19 protein-coding genes are annotated in these 23,661 nt (G+C 64.8%); 8 read left to right on the top strand and 11 right to left on the bottom strand.

The features are described from left to right. Positions 1 to 12: 12 nt before the first annotated feature. The 3 genes from HCH03_RS13015 to HCH03_RS13005 all read left to right on the top strand — a co-directional run bounded on the left by HCH03_RS13015 (position 13) and on the right by HCH03_RS13005 (position 3,110). Entirely contained in the window at positions 13 to 804 is a 792-nt protein-coding gene (locus HCH03_RS13015; protein ID WP_221689841.1) for an amino acid ABC transporter ATP-binding protein, read from the top strand. 957 nt (positions 805 to 1,761) lie between these two features. Next, positions 1,762 to 2,229 carry a YbaK/EbsC family protein gene (locus HCH03_RS13010; RefSeq protein WP_221689840.1) on the top strand — a complete coding sequence of 156 codons (468 nt, stop codon included), beginning with the start codon at positions 1,762 to 1,764 and terminating at the stop codon, positions 2,227 to 2,229. Continuing rightward, the gene (locus tag HCH03_RS13005) at positions 2,214 to 3,110 is read left to right on the top strand and encodes a histidine phosphatase family protein (RefSeq protein ID WP_368042456.1); all 897 of its coding nucleotides are present in this window, start codon (positions 2,214 to 2,216) and stop codon (positions 3,108 to 3,110) included. Before HCH03_RS13010 ends, HCH03_RS13005 begins: the two co-directional genes overlap by 16 nt. A gap of 256 nt (positions 3,111 to 3,366) precedes the next feature. Here the strand turns inward: HCH03_RS13005 and HCH03_RS13000 are convergent, their stop codons facing one another. The 8 genes from HCH03_RS13000 to HCH03_RS12965 form a co-directional block, all read right to left on the bottom strand. Continuing rightward, positions 3,367 to 4,866, bottom strand: a complete 1,500-nt coding sequence (locus tag HCH03_RS13000; protein WP_221689839.1) for a response regulator transcription factor — start codon at positions 4,864 to 4,866, stop codon at positions 3,367 to 3,369. Positions 4,867 to 5,173: 307 nt separating this feature from the next. Next, positions 5,174 to 6,403, bottom strand: a complete 1,230-nt coding sequence (locus HCH03_RS12995) for an MFS transporter (protein WP_221689838.1) — start codon at positions 6,401 to 6,403, stop codon at positions 5,174 to 5,176. Between the two features lie 81 nt (positions 6,404 to 6,484). Next, complete coding sequence (locus HCH03_RS12990; protein ID WP_185904607.1) at positions 6,485 to 6,829, bottom strand: 4Fe-4S dicluster domain-containing protein; 345 nt, start codon at positions 6,827 to 6,829, stop codon at positions 6,485 to 6,487. A 3-nt stretch (positions 6,830 to 6,832) separates the two neighbouring features. After that, a complete protein-coding gene (locus HCH03_RS12985) occupies positions 6,833 to 9,085 on the bottom strand; it encodes a molybdopterin-dependent oxidoreductase (RefSeq protein ID WP_221689837.1) in 2,253 nt (750 codons plus the stop codon). A 234-nt stretch (positions 9,086 to 9,319) separates the two neighbouring features. Beyond that, on the bottom strand, positions 9,320 to 10,618 hold the full coding sequence (locus HCH03_RS12980; RefSeq protein WP_221689836.1) for an SDR family NAD(P)-dependent oxidoreductase: 1,299 nt from the start codon (positions 10,616 to 10,618) through the stop codon (positions 9,320 to 9,322). A gap of 180 nt (positions 10,619 to 10,798) precedes the next feature. Next, complete coding sequence (locus HCH03_RS12975) at positions 10,799 to 12,139, bottom strand: MFS transporter (RefSeq protein ID WP_221689835.1); 1,341 nt, start codon at positions 12,137 to 12,139, stop codon at positions 10,799 to 10,801. 44 nt (positions 12,140 to 12,183) lie between these two features. Then, entirely contained in the window at positions 12,184 to 13,026 is an 843-nt protein-coding gene (locus tag HCH03_RS12970; RefSeq protein ID WP_221689834.1) for a MerR family transcriptional regulator, read from the bottom strand. A gap of 22 nt (positions 13,027 to 13,048) precedes the next feature. Then, positions 13,049 to 13,711: a GNAT family N-acetyltransferase gene (locus tag HCH03_RS12965; RefSeq protein WP_221689833.1), complete on the bottom strand. Its 663-nt coding sequence runs from the start codon at positions 13,709 to 13,711 to the stop codon at positions 13,049 to 13,051. A gap of 147 nt (positions 13,712 to 13,858) precedes the next feature. Between HCH03_RS12965 and ptcA the strand changes: the two genes are divergently transcribed. The 4 genes from ptcA (at position 13,859) to HCH03_RS12945 (ending at position 18,596) form a co-directional block, all read left to right on the top strand. After that, complete coding sequence (ptcA, locus tag HCH03_RS12960) at positions 13,859 to 14,893, top strand: putrescine carbamoyltransferase (RefSeq protein ID WP_080143702.1); 1,035 nt, start codon at positions 13,859 to 13,861, stop codon at positions 14,891 to 14,893. 19 nt (positions 14,894 to 14,912) lie between these two features. After that, positions 14,913 to 16,415, top strand: coding sequence for an APC family permease (locus HCH03_RS12955; RefSeq protein ID WP_080143701.1), 1,503 nt, complete (start codon positions 14,913 to 14,915; stop codon positions 16,413 to 16,415). A gap of 228 nt (positions 16,416 to 16,643) precedes the next feature. After that, positions 16,644 to 17,759 carry an agmatine deiminase gene (gene aguA / locus HCH03_RS12950; RefSeq protein WP_221689832.1) on the top strand — a complete coding sequence of 372 codons (1,116 nt, stop codon included), beginning with the start codon at positions 16,644 to 16,646 and terminating at the stop codon, positions 17,757 to 17,759. Between the two features lie 120 nt (positions 17,760 to 17,879). Continuing rightward, positions 17,880 to 18,596, top strand: coding sequence for a Fic family protein (locus HCH03_RS12945; RefSeq protein WP_221689831.1), 717 nt, complete (start codon positions 17,880 to 17,882; stop codon positions 18,594 to 18,596). Between the two features lie 4 nt (positions 18,597 to 18,600). Here the strand turns inward: HCH03_RS12945 and HCH03_RS12940 are convergent, their stop codons facing one another. After that, positions 18,601 to 19,482 (bottom strand): C39 family peptidase, encoded by an 882-nt coding sequence (locus HCH03_RS12940; protein ID WP_246600027.1) that lies wholly within the window; start codon positions 19,480 to 19,482, stop codon positions 18,601 to 18,603. Between the two features lie 324 nt (positions 19,483 to 19,806). Between HCH03_RS12940 and HCH03_RS12935 the strand changes: the two genes are divergently transcribed. Beyond that, entirely contained in the window at positions 19,807 to 20,616 is an 810-nt protein-coding gene (locus HCH03_RS12935; RefSeq protein ID WP_185904616.1) for a MerR family transcriptional regulator, read from the top strand. Between the two features lie 232 nt (positions 20,617 to 20,848). On the opposite strand, the gene HCH03_RS12930 is transcribed toward HCH03_RS12935, so the two are convergent. After that, positions 20,849 to 22,261 carry an aldehyde dehydrogenase gene (locus HCH03_RS12930; protein WP_221689830.1) on the bottom strand — a complete coding sequence of 471 codons (1,413 nt, stop codon included), beginning with the start codon at positions 22,259 to 22,261 and terminating at the stop codon, positions 20,849 to 20,851. Positions 22,262 to 22,342: 81 nt separating this feature from the next. Beyond that, entirely contained in the window at positions 22,343 to 23,530 is a 1,188-nt protein-coding gene (locus HCH03_RS12925; protein ID WP_221689829.1) for an iron-containing alcohol dehydrogenase, read from the bottom strand. Positions 23,531 to 23,661: the final 131 nt, after the last annotated feature.

The following is a 23,661-nucleotide window of genomic DNA, read 5'->3' as shown; positions in this document are numbered from 1 at the left end:
GCGAGCGCTGATATGGCTCAAACCGCAAGCGGGTCGAAGGCGGACGTCGTCGTCAGCCTCGAGAGCATAGAGAAGAGCTTCGGCGATACCGAGGTGCTGCATGATATCAGCCTTTCGGTGCGGCGGGGCGAGGTGGTGGCCATCATCGGCCCCAGCGGATCGGGCAAGTCGACGTTTCTGCGCTGCGCGACGCTGCTGGAAACGTTCGAGCGCGGATCGCTGTCTTACGGTGATCTGGAAGTCGTGCAAAGCGGTGTGGACGGACGCGCCGTGTATGCGGGAAAGACCGTGCAGCGTGAGGCGAAGTCGCGTTTCGGCCTGGTGTTCCAAAACTTCAACCTGTTTCCGCACTACAGCGTGTTGCGCAACGTAACCGACGCGCCCATTCGCGTGCAGAAGCGCGACAAGGCCGAGGCCGAACGCCAGGCGCGTGCCGTGCTGGCGAAGATGGGCTTGGCCGGGAAAGAGGACATGGTGCCTTGCGAGCTGTCGGGCGGACAGCAGCAGCGGGTCGCCATCGCCCGGGCCCTCGCGCTCAACCCCGACATCCTTTACTTCGACGAGCCTACGAGCGCGCTCGACCCGGAGCTCACACAGGAGGTTCTCAGGGTCATCCGCGATCTGGCGGCGGAGCACATGACCATGGTTATCGTCACGCACGAGATGAGCTTCGCGCGCGACGTGGCCGATCGCATCGTGTTCATGGCGGACGGCTACGTGGTGGAGGAAGGCGCGCCCGACCAGGTTATCAACAACCCGCAGCACGAGCGCACGAAGGCGTTCCTCGCGAAGTACGAAGGGTAGGGCTCTTCGCGTTCGAGGCGCCGCTCGGGCTCCTTGCTGCTGTTCGGGTTCTTCAGACGGCTCGACGGCAGCCTTGTGCAGGCGCTGTCCTTGGTCGGTCGCGCGGCGCGCCAAGCTGGCGCATCCGCGCGATAGCGCGAGGGATTGGCGCCGCCGCACGTTGACATACAGGATCGGTGCCGCAGCACGTGGGTATGCGGTATTAGCGCAGCCGCGCATAGGCGTCGGGATTGGCATCGCTGCGTGCAACGTGCCCGATTTGGCCGGTCGTGCATGGCGCGCCGGAAATAAGGCGGTTGCCGTTCTGGGTACGGCAGATGCGTAAAGCGCCTTTCAGCCTCCAATGCGTCGTTTCATGCCTTCCGTGGTGCAAAAATCACCGACACCCCCGTTTTGCCACTCTTGGTGCAAGCATTTATTCTGTGCGGAAATGCTGCGAACTGGGGAAATACTGGCAATGTGTGCGGAGGGTGCGGCAATGCGGGGCCTTTGGGTTCGAGTCGCAGGGGGACATCGGTGATTTTTGCACCAAACGCCCCGCACTCTTGCGCCGGACCGCTGTCGGCGAGCTCGTCGGCGTTCTCGCATCGGAGCAGGTCGCCCCTCCTGAAGGTGAACATGCGGTCATCAGCGCGCGTCGATGGTTGGCGATCGAAAGCTTGTCTCTTTCCGGGAGGGCATCGTTGCCAACGCATGCCGATGCCTAGCAAGCGGGAGCGCCTCTGCCCCAAAACCGTCACTGGCAAGGCTTGGTCAAGGCGGCGCCCTGCCGCCGTCTTCCGGCGCTTTGCGTCGAGCTGCCAGCTCGGTTCGCGATAAAAGCCCACGGATTCCTTCGGTTCGATGAGGGAGGCGCCGCCCGCGCGCCGCGCGGGCGCGCAGACGCGGAACGCGGAGATCAGCGTGCATCCGCTGGTATACTGTGGTGAAAAATGGCTGCGGGATGGAAGGCTCGGCATGGCTATCGACAAAGTGAAGGCGTATCTGCGGGAGCGCGGCATGGACGACCGCGTGCTGGAGTTCGAGACATCGAGCGCGACGGTGGAGTTGGCGGCCGCGGCCGTTGGCTGCGAGCCGGCGCGCATCGCCAAGACGCTGTCGTTCCACGTGGGCGAGCGGGTGGCGCTCGTGGTGGCGGCTGGCGACGCGCGCATCGACAACGCGAAGTTCAAAGCGCGGTTCGGTTGCAAGGCGAAGATGCTCAAAGCCGAGGAAGCCGAGCCGCTCATCGGCCACGGCGTGGGCGGCGTGTGCCCCTTCGCCGTGAACGACGATGTGGACGTGTACCTGGACGAATCCCTGCGCCGGTTCGACACCGTGTACCCGGCGGCGGGCAGCGCGGCAAGCGCCGTGCGCCTAGCTCCCGACGAGTTGGAACGCTGCGCCGAGCCCTGCACGTGGGTCGACGTGTGCAAGCTGCCATGACGGGGGAGCGATGCGGAAAAGGCGCGCCCGCGTCTTGCGCCGACGGGCTTGCCGCGTCTCGCCGGACGCTCGCGCTGCCTGCCGCCGACTTTCCCGTCGACAACGCACCGGTGACGTTCTACATGGTGCGCCACGGTCAGACGCTGTTCAACGTCATGGGCAAGGTGCAGGGCTGGTGCGACACGCCGCTCACGGATGAGGGCGTGCGCGGGGCAGAGGCGCTCGGGCGCGGTTTAGCCGACGTGGAGTTCGCCGCGGCGTTCTCCAGCGACAGCGGGCGGGCCGTGCAGACGCTCGACGCGCTGTTGGGGGCCCGGGCCGTGCAGCGCGGCGAGGCATACGCGCCGCCCGAGACGTTCCCGCCCACCTGCGTGCCGAACGGCCCCTCGTCGGCCATCGAATACGGCGGGCTGCGTCCCGTGCGCTGCGCCGACACGCCGTTCCCCCTTGCCCACGACCCGCGCTTGCGCGAATGGTGCTACGGAGATTTGGAAGGCGAGCCAGGCGAACTGCTGCATGCGGCGCTCACCGCCGGGTTCGGCGAGGAACTGCCCTTCGAGGAGCACAACCGCCGACTGCCCGAGGTGGCCGACGTCATCGCGCGTGCCGACACGTCGGGCCGTGCCGAGCGCTTCGACGCCATCGAGCGAAGGCTGTCCGGCTTCTTCGCGGAAGCGGGGGAGGCCGTGAGGCTGGCCGGCGGCGGAAACGCCCTGGTGGTCACGCACTCGTTCGTGGTTCGCACGCTGGTGTACCTGCTGGACCCGCCGCGCGTCAACGACCCGGTGAAGATCCCAAACGCCAGCGTCACCCGCATCGGCTACGACGGCCACGCGTTCTCGCTGGGCGAGATAGGCTCCACGAGCTGGCAAAAGGCCTGAGCAAAGAGAGGCGCCGAACGCGCCGACAAGCTCGGCTTTTCGTAGGGCCTGTATCAAAAGTCGTCAGAATACGCGTTTCTCGTAGTTGTCCCTGTAGAGCAAGGGCTCTGCCTTGCCGTCTACCTGCGGTAACGTGCTTTGTTGAGCGGCAAGGGCAGAGCCCTTGCCCTACACGATTAGCGAAAACGACACTTTTGATACAGCCCCTACAGGGCGATTGCGAAAGCTGCGCGGTTAGACGGCTACCCGCCTCTCTCTACAGCTTGGCCTCGACCATGTCGATCAGTTCCTGCTGCGAGTGCACGCCCAGCTTCTTGTATATATGGTAGGTGTGGGTCTTGATGGTGTGCGGCGAGATGACCAGCTCTTCCGCAATGTAGTGCTGGTTTCGCCCACGCGCCAGCATCGTGTGGATTCTCGTCTCCTGGTTGGTCAGCTCGTGCGCTTCGGCGATCTCTTCGCACGCCGCTTTCCACTTGTCCAGAAACGCGTCCGCCTGCGGCTCGCCGGATTCTTCCTTCCGACTTTTCACGAGATCCCACGCCAGCAGCACCACCAGCGCGATCACGATGATTATCGAAAAGATGGAGAATCCCGTATCGAACCCCGCGCTTCCCAGCTCGGCATACAGCAGCGCCCCCACCGACCATCCGATGAAGATGCCCACGAAGTTGCCGATGGTGGGCGGCGCGTACGACACGTATATCGGCAGCTGGCGGTCGCTTATCTCGTCGGCCAAATCGCCCCAGGTTATAGCGTCGAAGCAGGTGAACCCAAAAATGACCAGCGCTAGGAAAAAGATCTTGAGCAGTTCTGGAACATAGGGAAACGGCAGCACCGCAAGGGCGATAAGCGGAAGAAGGAGCATACGGTACAAATCGGAGTCGGCCTCCACTTTCTTCGACAGCACGTACACCGCAAACGCCAAAGACGATACCGCAATCGAGGCGGCGATCACCGCAACCAACCCGTTCTCCACGGCGAGGTTGAGCACGGCGTAGGACGTCACGCCGAACACAAGCGCGTACAAAAGGGTACGGGGCAACGTGGGGACGAACTCGCGGAACCGTTCGAGCACCGCTTTGAGGTAGGCGCGGTACGACGTGGCGGCCTCGAGCCGCTTCGGTCCTATGCCTTTGTTCGCCAGGTGCGAGCACGCAACGGAAACGACGGGGAAGGAGGCTATCATGACGATGCCCACCACGGGATTCATGAACAGCGGCAGAACGTATAAAAGCGACGCCAAGAGGAACGCAAGCGCAATGCTGCGCATGAGCTTGGCACGCCGAAGCCATACGAAGAAGGGACCGGTCTTCAAATAGACGAACGAGGACGCGAATCCTCCGAGAGCGAACAGCGCGCCCGCTTGCATGAAGTCGAGTTCGCCTCCCACCTGTCCGAGAAACGCGGGAACCTCCGCCAAAATCGACAGTAAAGCGACGCCGACCGCAAACCACCCGCGGTCGACGAGACGCTGCAGATACCAACCGAGCAGGGCGAACACGATCATGCTGAGCGCGGAGCTGCCTGCAACGACAACGCAAAGCAGAAGATAGGTGCTGAAATCCGGCGTGGAGAACGGGTTCAGCACGTTCGCATGGAAAATCGAGAAGATCCAGGCCCAGTAGGCGGCCAGCGCGACGATGCCCAAGATGACGCGTCTCGAGCTATTGCCGATGAGCAGGTCGCGGGCGACGTCTTCGGTTGGCTTCGCGTCTTCGTTTCCGGGAAATAGCTGCCTCTCTTGAGCGATCAACGGTCTTCTCCTGTGGTCTCGGCTAAGCCTCGTCTTTTCTGCGCCGTGCGGTGAAAGCCATCCAAACCGCCTTTCGTTCCGGGCAAGCCGGGGAAGACGAAACCGCAGGTTTTGCACGTCTTCGCACCGCTTTCGTTCATGCTCATGCAGGCGGGGCACAAACCTTGGCGGAAGGGGGGATGGCATTTCCCGCAGTTTCGGCACGGAAAGCAATGCTCCCTCATAACGCTACCTCATCTCGAACCTTCAAGGTGGGCGTCGGTCGAAACCGACGCCCACCGTTTTAAACCGCGTATTCGGCCTGTCGCTATTCGAGCGTGCTGCGGTTGCTCTTGTTGTAGATGCGGCGGAACGCGAACAGGCAGATCGCGCATGCTGCCAAAGACAACGCGCCCATGGTTATCGCTGCCGCGCCGTAGCCGGCGCTGTCGAGAATCATGCCGACGATCGCGGGTACGGCCAACGTGCCGCCGTTTTGCCCGAGCACCACGACGGCGGTTGCGGCGCCAACCGTTTTCGGCGAGCGCGCGACTTCGGGAGCCATCGCGAAGAACACGGTCGGGGCGGCACCGAGGAAGCATCCGAGGACAAAGGCGACGACATACGTTCCGACAACGCCGATGTCCAGATTAAACCACAGGAAGAGGCCGATGGCGCACACCAGCATATCGACGAAAAGAAGCATGCCCTTGTCCTTCGTCCGCGCAAGAACGAGGCCCATGGCGGTGCCGCCGACCAGCATGCCCGCCGCCGCGATGGTCGCGCACAGGTTCGCCGCACCCTCGCTCCAGCCGTTCTCGACGTTCAGGAACGGAATGGTGAAAGCGTTGAACGCGTCGGTCGAGCCGCCGACGAGGAAGAACATGACGGCGCTCAAGAGGGAGAGCGGCGCAAGGTAGCCCCACAGAACCCCGTGCTTCTCGGAATCCTCTTTGCCGTCGACGGATTCCTCCAAGTCCTTGCGCTCGGATTCGGCGGGAGCCTTGACGCACACGATCACCAGCAGGAAGGCCAGCACGGCTCCTACGAGGCCGAACACCCACATGCCGGTCCAGTTGCCGTTCTCCATGATGGGGGTGGCGGACAACGTCACGATCATCATGACGAAGCCGACGTTCGCGCCCCACACGCCGTTGGCGAGCCCGCGCTTCTTCGGCTCGTACCACATGGCGATAATGCCCGGTCCGGCGGTCATGGCCGCGCCGTACCCGCAGCCCTCGAGCGCACGGGTTACCAGGATTCCCACGTCGCTCGTCCAGAACAAACCCGCGATGTTGCCCACGATGGAAACGATCAGGGCGATGCTGACCACTTTGCGCGCGCCGAAACGGTCCATGAGCGCGCCGCCGAACAGCGCCATGACCACGGCCGCGATGGAGAACATCGTCATCATGAGGCCCTGGGTGGTGTAGGAGATGCCGAGCACCTCCATCATGTTCGGCGCGGCGGGCGGCACCTTGCCGTACTCGAACGCGATGAACACGCTGGCTATGATGATGGCCCATACGGGTATCCATGCCCGACTTTTCTTGCTCATTGTTGGTATCCCCTTTCTTGGTGGTGCCGGCGCCGATCTGTTTCCCCTCTTGCCGGGTGCCGACACGAACAGTTTTGGTTTTTACGCCGATGCGTCGCAGCAGAACAGGGTTTGCTTCGGTTTGCAGGCAAGCTCCTTCGCCAGGCTTTCAAGATCCCCGTACTTCAAAACCTGCGCCTGGCAATGCTTCACGCAGGTGGGCTCATGCCCCTTCGCAACGCGGTCGGCGCACAGGTCGCACTGGTCGGTGGGCGCGGGCAGATAGCCGTACTGCCACGTCTTCGGGGCGTATTCCCACGGGCCCACCTCGTGCACCTTGATGCCCCACTGGTCGCTCGGGTAGCCGTGCTCAAGCTGGCAGGCCACCTCGCAGGTGTGGCAGCCCGAGCACCACTCGTAATCGACGAGCAATCCTTTTGCTCCCATTGCCTATTCTCCTTCCCCTACCGGATACATCTTGCAGATCGTGTTCTTGTAGTTCGCGCCGAAGCCGGATGCGCCGCAATCGTAGGGCAGGAGGTTCTCGACGGTGAGGTCCCACAGGTCGTAGAGGCCGTCGTCGAGCTCGCAGGGCGCCTCCGGACGCCACCAGGCGTGGTCGGTGTTGATGGTGTGCTCGTTCACACTGGGGGTTTCGCGCACCTGGCGCTTGCATCGCCCGTGCTGGTTCTCCAGCCACACCCAGTCGCCGTCTTTCACGCCGTGCTTCGCGGCGGTAGCCGGGTTGACGTACACGAGCGGCTCGGGGTGAAGGGCGCGCAGGCGCGGTATCTGACGATGCTCCGAGTGGAACATGCTCCAAACGCGGGCGCCCGTCGTGAGCACGAGCGGATACTCCTCGAACAGCTCCGGCGTCGACCGAGGACTGGGAACGGGCTCCTCGTACGAGGGAAGCGGGTCGAGGCCTAAGGAGTTGTACATGGTGCACCACAGCTCGATGCGCCCGGTTGCGGTTTGGAAACCGGGGTTGCCATCGGCGCGCAGCAGCCCCTTCTCGTGCATGCGGTAATCGAACGGCGGATAGCCGGGCGCCAGCTCTTGCATTTCCTCGAAGGAATGCCCCGTCTCTTCGAGGATGTCGGAGTACATGTCCTCTACGGTTTCCCAAGGCCAAGCCTCCGGCGAGATGCGTTTGCCGATTTCGAGGGCTATCTGCATGTCGGACTTCGACTCGCCCAAGGGCTCTATCGCCTTGTTGATGGTCTCGGCACGCTGCGCGCCGTCGCCGATGCGCAGCCCGTTGCGCTCCGCGTACGTGCACGCGGGCAGGAAGTAGTCTGCCAGCGCCATCGCCGTCGGCGTCATGAACAGGTCCACGCACACGATGGTGTCGATGTTCAGGTGCGCGGCGAGGGTGCGCTTCGCGTCGACGCCCGTGCAGGCCAGGGGGTTGGTGGTCTGCATCCACGCGACCTTGATAGGGTAGGGCTTGCCCGTCTCGAGGCACCTGATGTAGTCGTCGGTCACGCATTCCTGAAAGCCCATCTTGATGAGCGGATGTTCCTCTTGGCCGATGCGCTTCGCCTCCTGCTCCGGCGTGAGGAATTCGGAGCCCCAGCCGGCTGCGTAGTTGAGGATGCTCGCGGGCTGCTGCATCGTGCCGGGCTTGCCGATGTTGCCGGTTATCTCGAACAGGGCGAGCACGGCCTGCGCGGTTGGGATGGTCTCTTTGATCTGGTCGATGGCGACGCCCCATTGGAGGATGGCCCGCTCGGCCTCTCCGATGCGGCGAGCGGCGGCGACGATCTCTTCCGCCGGGATCTCCGTGATCTCGGCAACCTCGTCAAGCGGATAGTCCTGGGCACGTTTCGCCAGCTCGTCGAAGCCGTAGCACCACAGATCGACGAACTCGTGGTCGTAGAGGTCGTTTTCCACGAGGTAGTTCACCATGCCGAGGGCGAGGGCGCCGTCGGTGCCGGGTCGAATCTGCAGGAAGAGCTCGGCCCGCGAGGCGAGCCAGGTGAGGCGGGGATCGACGACGATGGCCGCCGTGCCCCGCTTCATGCAGTCGACCACCCAGTGCCCGTACAGGCCGTCGGAATTCGAGACGACGGGGTTGTTGCCCCAGATGACGATGAGTTCGGGCTGCTGCCACTGCGGGTTGTCGTAGCGGTCGGGGAACTGCTGCGCGTAGTCGCCGACCCAGAACGAGCCCGAGGTGGAGAAGCAGCCTGCGACGCGGGGGGAATAGCACGACTGGCCCGACATCATGAACACGAAGTTAGGGCTGTTGAATCCCCAGCACAAGCGCGTGATGTACTGTCCGATGTCGCGGCCGGTTCCGGAGTAGAACGCAACGGATTCCGGGCCGTATTCTTCCTTGACGCCCAGCATTATCTGGGCGATTTCGTCGAGCGCTTCGTCCCAGCCCACCTGTTCCCACCGGTTCTTGCCGCGGTTCTCGGGATCGCGCTTCATCGGATGCAGGATGCGGTCCGGCGAATAGACGACCTCGGGCAAATCGAGGCAGCGGACGCACAGGCGCCCTTGGTTGAAGGGGTTCTCTGGGTCTCCCTCCACTTTGACGAGCTTGCCGTTGTCGTCGGTGTACAGCAGGACGCCGCAACCCAGATGGCATCCCGGTGCGGACCATCCGCACCCTCTGGTCACGTGCAGTCCGTCTTCGTCGTAGCGATACGGCTTTTCATGTTCGACGGTGGTGTAGTCTCTTTTCTCTACCATCACGCTCCCTCTCCTTTCATGTTCCCCAAAACCTCTGGTTTTGACGCGGCCGTCGCGCAGGGCGGGGCCGTGTCGGGCCAAAGCCTGTTGGCATCGTTTCACAGCGGTGCGCGTAGGGATATCGCTCGCTGAACGTATATGAAAGTTTCGAGAGGTGATTTATGTATGTATGCCCTCCTCATACCATCGGTATGAGGAGGGCATAAGGTCATGAATTCGCAGGTCAGAGCTAGTTTATTTGGCGAAGGGGCCGTGCCATGCGAAGCGGCCGAGGCTGGCGGGAAGCCCGTCGCTGGTGGGGCCGTGGTGGCGTCCGGAGGCGGGGTGGAAGCCCTTGCCGCCACCTTGCTGGCTTTGCGCTTGCTGCCGGCCTTGGTGCGCTTGCGCTCCCCGTCCACCTTGTTCGTTCTGCTTGTTGGACGTTTCCTGCGTTCCGGCTTGGTTCTTTTGGCCTTGCTGGCGCAACGTCGCGCAGCCGATCGTGGCCGCGCGCCAGCCATGGCTTCTTCCGCAGGGATCCTGCGGCCGCGCCGTTGCGGGCCACGGTTCGGGTTGGTGGTCGGTGCCGGCGTCGCCGCCGTGGTAATAACCGCGTTTGCCGTCGCGCCCGAGCGGATGCTTGCGTGCGTAGCGCTTGCCCTCCTTTCCGCCGCCTTCCTGTTGCTTCGTCTTCGCTTCGTTGCCGTCCTTGCCGGCGCGTTTGTCTTCGCCCTTGCTCGGGGCCTTGCTCGGGTCCTCGCCTTCGTGGTCGAGCGGGTGCTTGCGCGTGCCTATGAGCCATTCGCCCACGCTCAGCTGCATGTCCATGGGCATAAGGCGCACCGAAACGGCGCCCACTTTGTTGTACCAGCCGGTCACGGCGCACAGCTCGCCGCGCATGAGCGCGCGGTACACGCGGATGGCGGTCTCGTCGGCGTTCATGGAGAAGTACTTCCAAGCCGGTGCGTTCTGGAGGCCGGCGTTCTTCGGGAAGTTCGTGCGCGTGGCACCGGGGCAGGCGGTGGTCACGGTCACGCCCGTGCCTTTGAGCTCGCGGGCGAGCGCGGTGGAGAACGACAGCACGAACACCTTCGCCGCGCCGTAGAGCGCGTTGTAGGGGCAAGGGGTTTTCGCCATCATGGAGCTCATGTTGAGGATGCGGCCGTGCCCGCGTTCGAGCATGGGGTGCAGGAACACGCGCGTGAGCTCGGCCAGGCTCGTGACGCTCACCTGGATCATGGCGCGTATGTCCGCGACGGGAAGGTCGGAGAACTGGCCGGCAGGGCTGTAGCCAGCGTCGTTGACGAGGACGTCAATGTGCTTGCCCGCTTCGCATACGCGCTTGAATATGGTGCGCGCGGAGTCGGGGTCGGACAGGTCGCAGGCGACGGGCAGCACGTCGATGCCGAGTATGCGCAGCTCTTCGGCTTGCTTGTTCAGGGCTTTCTCGTCGCGGGCGACAGTGACCAGGTTGTAGCCGTCGCTGGCGAACAGCAGGCAGAGTGATTCGCCGATGCCGCTCGTCGCGCCGGTTACCAAGGCGGTTTCAGCCATGGGGCGCTCCTTTCGTTGGGGGCGCCGACTTCTGCGCGGCGCCCGGGCCGTGGAGCCTGCATGGTACGCCGCTGGGAAGGGACCCGTTCCGGATGCCCTACGTGCGTTGCGAAGGCGCAACGCACGCGCCATCAACCTGAAAGGGCGGCCGCCGCACGGGTTGGAACGGGGCCTCGTTTGCTAGGAAGCGTCCGGCTCTCGGGCGAGGTCGGCGGCGTTCGCCGGCTCGCCTCCATCGAGGAAATCCAGTTTCCGCATGCTCTTGGCGACCAGGGCGCCCGCCGTGACCAGCAGCCAAACCCCTACCAGCACGAGCCCAGCGACAGACGTCCCCGCCGCAGACACCACCACCGAGGTGGCGAACATGGCGATTGGAGCGGCCGCCAGCAGAAGCGCGTTCTGCGTGCCGAGGGCGCTGCCGCGGCGCTCGGCGGGAATGCGGTCGAAGGCGAAGTAGCCGAGCAGGGCCGAGGCGGGCCCGGCGGTGACGCCCATCACGATCGCGCCGGCGATCAGGACGGGGAAGGAGGGCAGCGTGCCCATAACGGCCACGCCCGCCGCCATGCCTGCGAGCGACGCGACGTACCACGCGCGCTTGCGGGCGCGCGGCGCCAGGGCGGCGTAGCCGAGCGATCCTGCCAGCATGCCGGCCGAGAGCGCCGAGAGCACGTAGCCCAGTTGCTCCGGATGCCCCGTCTCGGTGAAGTGCACGGGCAGCACGAGCCCCTGGAAGCTTCCCATGACCATGACAACGCCGAACGTGAGCAGGGTGGATGCCCGCAGCACGGCATCGTTCTTGAAGAGGACGCGCACGCCGTCGACAAGCGACGAGCGCGCTGCATCCGCGATGCTTAGCAGGGGAGAGGCGGCGGGGGCGACGACCGTTTCCATCTCGTCGTCCGCTGCGGCTCCGAAGCTCGCGGGGGCGCTCGCCCTGTTGGCCACGGCTCCCACCTCGCGGGGCAGCGTGGCAGTGACGAGCGCCGCCGAACAGGAGAGGATCGCCGTGACCCACAGCGCGTTGATGTCGCCGCCGAATCCGATGAGGAAGGCCGCGAGCGCGGGGCCGACGATGGTAACGAGCGATTCGAGGGACTGGCTCACGCCGAGAAACTGCTGCAGGTCCACGCCGTCGCGCTTGGTCACGGCCGGAAGCAGCGTGTCGCGCGCCGTCATGCCGGGGATGTCGCCCACGGCTCCCAGCAGGCCCAGCACCACGAACCAGCCGAAGCTCAAGCCCCAAACCGCATCCGCCACGGGCATGAGCGCGATGCTCGCGGCCGACACGAAGTCGGACACGATGGACACGTTGCGGCGGTTCAGCCGGTCGAGCAGCGCCCCGCCCAACAGGCCGGCCAGCATCTGCGGCACCGCGCAGACGAGGGCGAGGGTTCCCGCCGCCAACGCATCGCCGGTGCGGGCGAGCAGCACGAGGGGCAGCACGACGCCGGCAACGGAGTTGCCCAGCAGCGACAGCGCGCTCGAGGCGAGGAATCGTACGGTGGTCGGTCGGTGTGCCATGATCGTTCCTTACCGGGTGCGTTCGGTTCGGGAACGATCTAAAACTACGACGTTGCGTCGGGGTCAAGCGCCTTCTTGGAAGAATCATCCAAAAGATCGTACATGTGCCGCCCGATAGCCGCCTCGACGCGCTCGACCACGTCGTTCTGCGCTGGATTGAACGCGCTGCGCGTGTAGGAGAGGACGATCTTCTCACCGGCATTGTAATCGCGAAGCCAATTCTCGGGCTTGAAGCAGTCGAGCATCTGCAGAAGAACATCGACGGTCTCTTCTGCGAGGGCTGCGCGCTCCGACTCCGACGCATCGGGCGCCAAATCGTCGATGCGCTGGCCGACGGCGTACATCGCGTCGGATAATCCGCGCTCGCCGATTGCCACGAGCGCTTCTTTCATCTCCGCGAATTCGTCATCGTCGTACAGGTGCGATGCCAGCAAGAGAGCCGTGCGATCGTACGTTTCCTCGAAGGCGGACACATCGTAGCCCGCCTCGCGTTTGAGGTCGTGCATGAGGTTCATGAGATACCCGCCGCGCGTGGGGAGGTCGGGCGCCACGTGGTCGTGTTTGATCTGGGCTATGAGGGCGCGTTGCGCTTCCAGCCTCTCGATTTCGGCGGCGAGTTCGGCGTCCAGCTCGTCGAGGCGGGCCGTGGCGGCGCAAGGACCGTCCGCGGCAACGTCCAGTTCGTCGAGCATGCTCCCGATCTGGTCGAGGGGAAAACCCAGCGATGCCAACCGCTTGATACGCAGCACCCGCGCAAGATCTTCCGCGCCGTAGTCGCGGTAGCCGTTGGCGTGGCGGGCGGGTTCGGGCAGCAAGCCGATGGCGTGGTAGTGGCGCAGGGTGCGCACCGAGACGCCGGCCAGGTCGGCTAGTTCCTTCGAGCGCACGGCGCCTCCCTTCTCGCTGCCGCTACCGGGGGCTGCGCACCATGCAGCGCTCGACCAGGTCGAAGCCGGGGGCCGTCTTGCGCTCCACCGTCTCGAAGCCGTAATGCCCGTAGATGCCTTCGAGGCGGTCGGTGTAGCAATCGAGATAGCAGCGCAAGCCGTGCTCGTCGGCGTAGGCCAGGAAGGGTTTGAACAGCCGCCCGAACGCGCCGCTTCCGCGGCGTGCGGGGTCGACGCCGGCGGAGATGAAGTACAGGTAGTCGTCATCGCCGGCCAGCGCGAGCGGCCAGTTCGTGTCCGAAAGGGGCTCCATGGCCTCGGCGCGCGGGACGAGCACCTCCTGCTCGTCTGCGGTGAGCACGCTTTCCAAACGGCGCGCCGACTGCTCCTCCAACGCGGGCCAGCTTGCGCCGCCCAGCTCGCTGCGCAGGTACACGTTCGCCGCCCCCGCACGGTCGTCCAGCGTGTAGACGCATCCGTAAGGGGAGGTGACCTCGTAGTCCGCGCGGATGACGGCCTGCGTGATGGCCAGCTTGCGGCTCCGATCCGCTCCGAGGTCGTCGAGGGCTTCGAGCCAGGTCGCGTACCACATCTCCTCGAGGAAACACGTGCCCACCATGGCGGCGAGCTCGTCGAGGAGCGCGGCCTGGTCGTGCGGTACGGTGACGAGTCCGGGTAGCTGCATGGCGGGGGTCCTTTCGGTCGGTAACGCCACCATGATGGACGGACAACGGCTCATCGTCAACCCACGAGGTGGCAGCGGGCGTGTGCCGGCGAGTGGTCAGAATCGGTGCGATGCGAACCGGAAAACCCCGTCCGATGGGAGGAAGCAATGGCACGTTCGACCAAGAAAGACTTCATCGACACCAACGATTTCACGAAAGAGGAGCTGCTCGACATCATCGACCTTTCGCTCGCCATGAAGGAGATGATCGAGGCGGGCGCCTACCCGCTCATCCTCAAGCACCGCTCGCTCGGCATGATCTTCCAACAGGTGTCCACGCGCACGCGCATCTCGTTCGAGACGGCCATGACCGACCTGGGCGGTGCCGGCGAGTTCTTCGCGCCGGGCACCATCCAGCTGGGCGGGCACGAGACCATCGAGGACTCCGCCCGCGTCATGGGCCGCCTGCTGGACATCCTCATGGCCCGCGTCGACCGCCACGAGGACCTGGTGAACCTGGCGAAGTACTCGCCGGCGCCGGTCATCAACGGCATGTCGGACTACAACCACCCCACGCAGGAGATGGGCGACCTCATGACCATGATCGAGCACCTGCCCGAGGGCAAGCGCATCGAGGACTGCAAGATGGTGTTCGTGGGCGACGCCACGCAGGTGTGCGTGTCCGAGATGTTCATCTGCTCGAAGATGGGCATGGACTTCGTGCAGTACGGCCCCCAGGGCCATCAGATCGGCGACGAGCTGCTGGCCATCGGCAAGAAGAACTGCGAGGTGTCGGGCGGCAGCGTGTCCGTGACCGACGACCGCGAGGCGGCTATGAAGGACGCCGACTTCGTGTACACCGACGTGTGGTACGGCCTGTACGACAAGGAGCTGTCGAAGGACGAGCGCATGGCCATCTTCTACCCCACGTACCAGGTGACGCCCGAGCTCATGGACATGGCGGCGCCTGACGCGAAGTTCATGCACTGCCTGCCCGCCTCCCGCGGCGAGGAAGTGACCGACGCCGTGATCGACGGCCCCCAGTCCATCTGCTGGGACGAGGCCGAGAACCGCAAGCATTCCATCCGCGGCCTGCTGGCGTACTTCTGCCCCGAAACCGTGAAGGACGAGGACGCCACGGCCGACGCCCGCGACCGCGTGAACGAGATGCTGGAGAAGATCGGGAAAGTGCCGGTGGCGTAAGGCGGAAGGAGCCTGTCTCATGGCAAAAAACAAGAAATTCCGCCTCGTCGACGCGATCCTCTCGGTCATCACGGTCGTGTTCGTGGCGGAGGCGGCGGCTCCGGCCGCCGCCATCGGCAACTCGCAGTTCTTCTGGTGGATATTCCTCATCATCGCGTTTTTGCTGCCGTACGGTCTGGTGGTGAGCGAGCTGGGCACCACCTACGACGACGAGGGCGGCCTGTACGACTGGGTGCGCCGCGCGTTCGGCGATAAGTGGGGCAGCCGCGTGAGCTGGTACTACTGGATCAACTTCCCGTTGTGGATGGCGTCGCTCGCCTTCCTGTTCCCCGAGACCATCGCCATGATCACGGGGATGGAGATGGGCGTGGTGCCGTCGCTCGTCATCGAGCTGGCGTTCATCTGGATCGTCGTGTTCCTGAGCTTTTCGAAGGTGTCGGACTCGGCGTGGATCCTCAACCTGGCGGCCGTGCTCAAGGTGGCCATCGCCGTGGTGGTGGGCGGCCTCGGCATCTGGTACGCCGTGAACTACGGCTTCGCCAACGACATGGCGCCCGAGACGTTCCTGCCCACCCTCGACTCGAACAGCCTCACGTACCTGTCCATCATCCTGTTCAACTTCATGGGCTTCGAGGTCATCACCACCTACGTGGGGTCGATGGAGAATCCCAGCAAGCAAATCCCCAAGGCCATCATCGCCGGCGGCATCGCCATCGCGGCGCTGTACCTGTTCAGCTCGTTCGGCATCAGCGCGGCCATCCCCACGTTCGACGTGTCGCTCGACTCGGGCATCATGGACGCGGTGGGCATCATGTCCGGCGTGGGCAGCGTGCTGTTCATCGCCGTGGGCGTCGTGTTCCTTGTCACGCTGTTCGGCAACATGGTCAGCTGGTCGTTCGGCGTGAACTTCGTCGCCGAGCACGCGGCCCGCAAGAAGAACATGCCCAAGCCCTTCGCGCACGAGAGCAAGAAGAACCAGATGCCCACCGGCGCCGCCATCATCAACGGCATCGTGGCGAGCGTGCTCGTGCTGCTCTCGCCGCTTATGGAGATGGCCGGGTTCGACGGCTTCTTCTGGATATTCTTCTCCATGAACATCGTGTTCCTGCTCATCAGCTACATCCCCATGTTCCCCGCGTTCCTGAAGCTGCGCCGCGTGGATCCCGCCGCGAACCGCGTGTTCAAGGTGCCGGGCGGCCGCGGCGTGCTCATGGTGGTTACGTGGCTGCCGGTCGTGCTGCTGGTGCTGGCCATCATCGCCACCATCGTGCCGCTGAACGGCTCCGAGGAAGAGCTGTCGAAGATACCCATGCTCATCGGCGTGCTGTGCTTCGTGGTGATAGGCGAGATCGTGCGCGTGCTGTCGGCACGCGGACGCAAGGACGATTACGGCGGTATGGGATCGCACGGCGACCCGCTGGCGTTCGACGTGGCCCATGGCTACGAGGAAATGCCCGAGTCGGAGAAGATCGCCATCGAGGAAGACGAGCTCATCGGCCGCGAACCGCGCGACTTGGTATAATCCCCTGTCATCCTGAGCGGAGCGCGAGCGCCCGTCCTCTGTCATCCTGAGCGGAGCGCCGCAGGCGCGGAGTCGAAGGATCCCGTATGGCGACAGCAATGGCGCTTGCGGTTGGCACCACGCGGGATCCTTCGACTCCGGCGGTTTCGCCGCCTGAGCTCAGGATGACGGGAGACCCATCCTGTAGCGCTTCGCTCAGGATGACACCAAACCTGAAAGGACGTACTTATGAATACGATATACGAGAACGAATCCACCCCCAAGCAGGACGGCTACCGCATGCCGGCCGAGTTCGAGCCGCAGGAGCGCGTTTGGATGCTGTGGCCGCACCGGCCCGACAACTGGCGCGACGGCGCGAAGCCCGCGCAGAGGGCCTATGCCGAGGTGGCGCGCGCCATCGCGCGCTTCGAGCCCGTGTGCGTGGGCGTGAAGCCCGAGGATTACGAGGCCGCGCGCTACGCGCTGTCCGACAACGACAACATCCTCGTCATCGAGATGGAGTCCGACGACGCGTGGATCCGCGACTGCGGCCCCACGTTCGTCAAGAACGACGAGGGCGACGTGCGCGCCGTGCACTGGCATTTCAACGCCTGGGGCGGCCTCGTCGACGGCCTGTACTTCCCGTGGGACCAGGACGCGCTCGTGGGCGTGAAGGTGGCCGATCTGGCCGGCGCCGTGCGCTACCGCCCGGACGACTTCGTGCTGGAAGGCGGCTCCATCCACGTGGACGGCGAGGGCACGGTCTTGACCACCGAGATGTGCCTGTTGTCCGAAGGCCGCAACCCGGAGCTCTCCAAGGAGGACATCGAGGGCTACCTGCGCCAGTACCTGGGTGCGGAAAAGGTCATTTGGATCAAGGACGGTATCGACCCCGAGGAGACGAACGGGCACATCGATGACGTGGCCTGCTTCGTGGCTCCCGGCGAGGTGGCCTGCATCTGGACCGATGACGAGGACAACCCGTTCTACGAGGCCGCCCACGCCGCCTACGACACGCTGTCGAACGCCACCGACGCGAAGGGCCGCCAGCTCAAGGTGCACAAGCTCACCATGCCGAAGGTGCCCACCTATATGTCGCAGGAGGAAGTGGACGCCATCGACGTCGTGGAGGGCACGCTGCCGCGCACGACCGAGGACTACGCTATCGCCTCGTACATGAACTTCCTCATCGTGAACGACGCCGTGATCTTCCCGCAGTACGGCGACGAGTACGACGAGATGGCGTGTGAGCAGGCGCAGGAGATGTTCCCCGACCGCGAGATCGTGGGCGTGCCCACCCGCGAGATCGCCTACGGCGGCGGCAACATCCACTGCATCACCCAGCAGGAGCCTGCTCGCGGGTAGCGAACGTCGGCGGCGGGGCCGGGAATCTCGGCTCCGCCGCTGGTGCGTGGATGGCAAGCAAACTAATGTCATATTAAAAAGTGGTAATATTGAATTTGTTTGAGAAGGGGGGGGTTCCGCGTGACGCAACTGCTCGAAGAATACCGACGCCAGAAGGCCATCAGGCTCGAGGGCAACCTTTATCACAAAACGCAGGTCGAGCTGGCCTACAACTCGAACCGCATCGAGGGGAGCCGCCTCTCGGCCGATCAGACGCGCCAGATATTCGAAACGCGCACCGTGTCGGGCGATGCCCGTCTGGACGATATCGCGGAAACCGAGAACCACTTCAAGCTGTTCGACCTCATGCTGGACACGGCGGACGAGCCCCTTGCCCCTGAACTCGTTCGCGCGTTCCACCGGACGCTGAAACAAAACACGGCCCAAGCGGCATCCGATGCCGTGTTTGAGCCGGGCGCGTTCAAGTCGCTTCCCAACGAAGTGGGCGGCATTCTTACCGTTGCGCCAGAGGCGGTCGAGTCCGAACTCGGCGCGTTGCTCGCCTCGTTCGACGAGCATGCGGCATCGCTCGAGGATATCGCCGACTTCCATTGGCGATTCGAGTGCATCCACCCATTCCAAGACGGCAACGGCCGCGTGGGGCGCATGCTCATGTTTCGCTCGTGCCTCGTCGCAGGCGTCGTGCCGTTCATCGTGGCAGACGATCGCAAGCTCTTCTACCTGCGAGGATTGGCGAACTACCATGAGGAGCGCGGGTGGCTGCTCGACACGTGCCGTTCGTTTCAAGATCGCTTCGAGCGGGATTTTCTCACGCTCGTTCCCCGCATCGACCGATAGCGTTTCAGCGCAGCACCACGGCCTGCGCGCCCAGGGCGTAGTAACGGGCGGCGAACGTGTCCAGGGGGTAGGCCACCTGCCCGGCCAAGGAATCGCTGACCAGCACGATGCCAGCATCGAGGTCGTAGCCGCGCACGACCACGCAATGGCTGTTCGTGAGCAAACGGTACATGCGGCCGTCCACCTGAGCCGTACGATAGCAGTCGCCCGGCTCGTCCATGCCGATGGTGCACCAGGCGATGACGGGGTTCCCGGCGGCAACCTCGTCCAGCAGGTCCTGGAACGAGGCGCCCGTGAGGTCAACGGCTTCGAGGTCGGCTCTGTGGGCCTCGAGGTAGGCGGCGGCCGTGCTGGCGACGGCGGGCGCCATGCAGGAGTTCCCGTCGGGAGAGGCGGGATCGCCCAGGAAGGCACGCACGAAGTCTTGGTCGCTCGTGGGGAGCCAGGCTTCGGCAATCTCGGTTTTCCGCAGGTCGAACCCGCAGGCGATGAGCGCGTTCGTCAGCGCCACCGATTCGCACCCCGTGGGGAGCTCGGGGTACTGGGGAAGCGCCGGCACGTCGAGCGCCGCGCTGCGGGCCCTGCTGTTAGTATCGCTTTGCAGCCTGGTCACCTCTGCCGCCGCCCGCGCCTCGATGTCGACGTCGGCCGCTGCGGAGGAAGAGGCGAGCAGCGGAAGCGCGAGCGCGCCCGCAAGCACGAGGATGCCGGCTCCGAAGCAGGCGAGCGCTGCTTTCCATCGGACCAGCATGCTGCTTGCGCGGTCGGCGAAACCGCGGCGGAAGAGCGGGCGGTTGCCGCGGCGACAGCCCTTTGCACAGGGTCGGTGCCGGTACGTCGTGATACCATGGATGGTGCTTTGGCGTTTCGTCTGCCTGTCCGCCATGCGTGCCCTTTCGTGCGGTTTCTCAGACCACGAGGGTATCGTTCGAACTTGAAAACAACCTGAAAGCCCGCGCCCTCGCCTGCGCCGCCCATCGCGATTCCACGATGTTCGGCTCCTATCAAGAACACGCGCGATGCCGTCGGAACGTTTCGCCCGCTGCGGAATCTCCTCATTTCCGCAGTGGGCGCACGGCGCGCGAGGGCGCCGCGCCGCTCGCGGGCCGTGCGTGCAAGAGCGGTTTGCGCGGAGCGCGAATTTTTTTGGAAAAGCCCTTGACCCTCCCCGTGCGGGAGGCTGTTGAATGCGATGCGAAAGGAGGTGCGCATGTACTACATCGGAGAGTTCTCGAAAATGGGAAAGACCACCGTCAAGACGCTGCACTACTACGACCGCATCGGGCTCTTGCGCCCGGCGGCGGTGGACGGTGCGACCGGCTACCGCCTCTACACCACGGGGCAGCTGTTCGACCTGCACCGCATCCAGTCGCTGAGGCAGGCGGGGCTGTCGGTGGACGAGGTCGCCGCCATCGTGGACGGCGCCGATCCCCGGCCCGTGCTGGAGCGTCGCCAGGCCGAAGTGGCCCGGGAACTCCGCGAGCGCGAAGAGCGGCTCGCGCGCATCGCATTCATTCTGCACCGTGAGGACAAGGAGAACATCATGGACTACCAGGCAACCGTCAAGGACATCCCCAGCTGCATCGTGTTCACGAAGCAGCTCACCGTGCCCGATTATCGCTCGTATTTCGACGTCATCCCCGCCATCGGCCGCGCGGTGGCCGCCGCGAACCCCGATCTGCAGTGCGCCGTGCCCGAGTACTGTTTCATCAGCTACTTGGATGCCGAATACAAGGAGCACGACATCAGCTTCGAATACAACGAGGCCGTGACCTCGTTCGGCGTGGAAACCGACGGCATCGTGTTCCGCGAGATCCCCGCCGTGACGGTGGCGTCGGTCATGCACCGCGGCTCGTACGCCGACCTGCCGCAAGCCTACGCCTTCGCGCTGGATTGGGTGGAGAAGAACGGCTACCGCGTGGCCGACACCCCGCGGGAGAGCTACATCGACGGCGTATGGAGCAACACGCCCGAAGCCGACTGGCTCACCGAGATCCAAGTGCCCATCGAACGAGCATAGCGACCGAGCAACGCGAATGGGTCGCGCAGCTCACGCCTCATTCGTAGGTTGACCCCCTCTCATCTATGAACAGTCCGCAACCCGCCCTCCCCGCAACAGCCGCGTAGGTTGTAAGCCGCCACAAAAAAGCTCGCCGCCCTCGCCCGGGGCTATGCCGTGCGGTGCGACGAACTTTCGCGAAGTGTGTGAGGAGCGCCGTACGGCATAGCCCCGGGCGAGGGCGCCCAAGCCGCTACTTCATCAGCATCTTCAAAAGCCTCATCTTCGCATCGTCAAAGGGAGGGTTGCGGATGGGCATCTCCAACCAGGTGCCCTTCTTCAGCGTGGACTTGTAGTGCGTGAAGCAGTCGAAGCCCACCTTGCCGTGGTAGGCGCCCATGCCGGAGTTGCCCACACCGCCGAATCCCATGTGGTTGTTCGCCAGGTGGATGACCACGTCGTTGACGGTGGCGCCGCCGAACGGCAGCTCGCGGATCACGCGCTGCTGCACGTTCTTGTCGTCGCTGAACACGTAGGTGGCGAGCGGCTTCTCGAACGTGCGCACGATAGCGAACGCCTCGTCCAGCGTGCGGTACGTCAGCACCGGCAGCACGGGGCCGAATATCTCCTCGCCCATGACGGGGTCGTCCAGCGTCACGCCGCGCAAGCACGTGGGCTCGATGCGCAGCGTGTCCGGGTCGCCGTGGCCGCCGAACGCCACCGACGCGTTCGGGTTGCGGTGCTCGATGAGCCCCATCACGCGCTCGAAGTGACGCTGAGATATCATGTGCGGCCACTGCTCGCACGCGAGGATGTCCGCACCGTAATACTGGTGGAAGCATGCGTCCAGCTGTTTCACCAGGCCGTCCGCCACGCTCTCGTGCACGAGGAAGTAGTCGGGCGCCACGCAGGTCTGTCCGCAGTTGATGCCCTTGCCCCAGGCGATGCGCTGTGCCGCGCGCTTCACGTTGGCCGTTTCGTCCACGATGCACGGGCTCTTGCCGCCCAGCTCCAGCGTGACGGGCGTGAGGAACTTCGCCGCCGCCTCCATGATGGTGTGCCCCACGTTCGGGCTGCCGGTGAAGAACAGCTTGTCCCAGCGCACGTCCAGCAGCCAGTCGTTCATGGCGCCCGATCCGGGGAACCCGCACGCGAACTCGGGCGGGAACACGTTGGCCAGGATGTCGATCAAAAGCTCGCTCGTGTGCTTCGACGTGCGCGACGGCTTCAAGCCCACGCAGTTGCCGGCCGCGATGGCGTCCACCATCGGCACGAGCGCCAGCTGCACGGGGTAGTTCCACGGGCTCAGCACCAGCACCACGCCGAGCGGGCTCGGGTACACCTTCGACGTGGAGTGGAAGTGCACGATGGGCGTGCGCACGTGGCGCGGGCGCGTCCACGAGTTCAGGTGCTTGAGGCAGGCGTTGATCTCGTCGTACACCAAGCCGAGCTCCGTGGCGTAGCCTTCGAAGGGCGCTTTCCCCAGGTCGGCGGTGAGCGCGGCCAGGATGCGCTCCTCGTTGGCCTTGAGGTACGCTTTCAGCTTCACGAGCGCCTGGCGACGGAACTCGATGTCGAGCGTGGCGCCCGTCAGATAGCAATCGCGCATCCGCTGCGCCTGCGCCTCGACGTCGGCGACGCTTTCGAAGGTTGGTGCGGTGGTCATGGCAGTTCCTTTGCTCTCGGCGCTCGTCGGTTTCCCGTAGGGGCGGCAAGCAGGCCGCCCCTACGATGGTCGTCCTTGTGGCTAGTACGTCGCTTCCAGAATCTCCAGAGCGTCTTCCAGCGTTATCTCCACTTCGTTGTACAGGGCCGCGCCGTCGTAACGGGCCTGCTTGGCCACGGCGGCCAGCTGGTCGTGCTCCACGCCCAGCTCGGACAGCCTGAGGGGCACGCCGTAGTCGCGGTGGTAACGCTCGTTCAGCGCGAACAGCTCGTCGCAGAAGGCCAGGTCGCGCTCGGCGGGCATCGCCGCTGGACCCAGTTCGGCCGCGCGGTCGGGCGCCAGGTGCGCCAGCAGCTCGCCGCACACTCCCGCGTGGACGCCGTGGTAGAGGTTGAAGCGCACGCAGTGGGGGAGCAGCATCATCATGGCCTGGCCGTGCGGTATGTGGCAGAGGCCGCCCAGCGAATGACCGAGCGCGTGCACGACGCCCACCATGGCGTTCGAGAACGCCGCACCCGCCAAAAGCGAGGCCAGCGCCAGGTTCGCACGCGCGTCGGCGTCGTCGCCTTGCGCGCAGGCGCGCGGCAGGTTCTGCGCGATGAGCTCGATGGCCTTCACGGCGAACGCGTCGGACACGGGGTTCTTCTGGATGGACGTGTACGCCTCGATGGCGTGCGTGAGCGCGTCCATGCCGGTGGTGGCCGTGAGCTTCGGCGGCAGCGACGAGGTGAGCGCCGGGTCGAGGATGGCCGCGTGCGGCACCAGCTTGTACGAGGTGAACGACAGCTTCGCGTGCTTGTGCGTGTCGGCCACCACGGCCACGAGCGTGACCTCGCTGCCGGTGCCGGCCGTGGTGGGCACGGCGACGAAGGGCGGCAGGTCCGCGTGGAGGATCTCCGAGCCCTGCAGCGTGGCGAAGTCCACGCCCTCGCAGGCGAGCGAGGCCGCCGCGCCCTTCGTGGTGTCGATGACCGAGCCGCCGCCGATGGCCGCGAACCCGTCGCAGCCGCGCTCGGCGTAGAGGCGCGCCACCTCGTTCACCACGTCCATCGACGAGTCGGGCGGCACCTGGTCGAACAGGTCGTAGGCGACGCCGGCCGCGTCCAGCACGTCGGTAAGCTTCGCCGCCACTCCCAGCTTCACCAGGCCAGCGTCCGTCATGACCAGCGGATGCGTTACCCCGCGGTCCGCCAGCTCGTCGGGCAGCTTGTCCAGCGCGTGCACTCCCGCGATGATCTTGGTGGGGCAGGCGAACTCGAATGCTTTCACGTTGACTCCTTTGCCTTTCGGTGCGAAACCTACCATAGCTCGCTTTTTTGTCCAGCGCGATGAACTGGTGCTATTCCGTATAAAAGCAGATCAAGCGCTTGTCGGGACGGGGACAAAAACGAAGGCTATGG

Origin of the sequence: Gordonibacter massiliensis (ex Traore et al. 2017) (assembly GCF_019731765.1) — a bacterium.
GTDB lineage: Bacteria > Actinomycetota > Coriobacteriia > Coriobacteriales > Eggerthellaceae > Gordonibacter > Gordonibacter massiliensis.
Note: the sequence above shows the minus strand (reverse complement) of the source record. Positions and strands in the feature narration are given on the sequence as shown.

What these genes read in the sequence shown, in the direction of transcription:
- HCH03_RS12995 (WP_221689838.1), bottom strand. Translation starts at nt 6,403, where the DNA reads ATGAGCAAGAAAAGTCGGGCATGGATACCCGTATGGGCCATCATCATA.
- HCH03_RS12940 (WP_246600027.1), bottom strand. Translation starts at nt 19,482, where the DNA reads ATGGCGGACAGGCAGACGAAACGCCAAAGCACCATCCATGGTATCACG.
- HCH03_RS12935 (WP_185904616.1), top strand. Translation starts at nt 19,807, where the DNA reads ATGTACTACATCGGAGAGTTCTCGAAAATGGGAAAGACCACCGTCAAG.
- HCH03_RS12930 (WP_221689830.1), bottom strand. Translation starts at nt 22,261, where the DNA reads ATGACCACCGCACCAACCTTCGAAAGCGTCGCCGACGTCGAGGCGCAG.
- HCH03_RS12990 (WP_185904607.1), bottom strand. Translation starts at nt 6,829, where the DNA reads ATGGGAGCAAAAGGATTGCTCGTCGATTACGAGTGGTGCTCGGGCTGC.
- HCH03_RS12965 (WP_221689833.1), bottom strand. Translation starts at nt 13,711, where the DNA reads ATGCAGCTACCCGGACTCGTCACCGTACCGCACGACCAGGCCGCGCTC.
- HCH03_RS13015 (WP_221689841.1), top strand. Translation starts at nt 13, where the DNA reads ATGGCTCAAACCGCAAGCGGGTCGAAGGCGGACGTCGTCGTCAGCCTC.
- HCH03_RS12975 (WP_221689835.1), bottom strand. Translation starts at nt 12,139, where the DNA reads ATGGCACACCGACCGACCACCGTACGATTCCTCGCCTCGAGCGCGCTG.
- HCH03_RS12980 (WP_221689836.1), bottom strand. Translation starts at nt 10,618, where the DNA reads ATGGCTGAAACCGCCTTGGTAACCGGCGCGACGAGCGGCATCGGCGAA.
- HCH03_RS12955 (WP_080143701.1), top strand. Translation starts at nt 14,913, where the DNA reads ATGGCAAAAAACAAGAAATTCCGCCTCGTCGACGCGATCCTCTCGGTC.
- HCH03_RS12985 (WP_221689837.1), bottom strand. Translation starts at nt 9,085, where the DNA reads ATGGTAGAGAAAAGAGACTACACCACCGTCGAACATGAAAAGCCGTAT.
- HCH03_RS13010 (WP_221689840.1), top strand. Translation starts at nt 1,762, where the DNA reads ATGGCTATCGACAAAGTGAAGGCGTATCTGCGGGAGCGCGGCATGGAC.
- aguA (WP_221689832.1), top strand. Translation starts at nt 16,644, where the DNA reads ATGAATACGATATACGAGAACGAATCCACCCCCAAGCAGGACGGCTAC.
- ptcA (WP_080143702.1), top strand. Translation starts at nt 13,859, where the DNA reads ATGGCACGTTCGACCAAGAAAGACTTCATCGACACCAACGATTTCACG.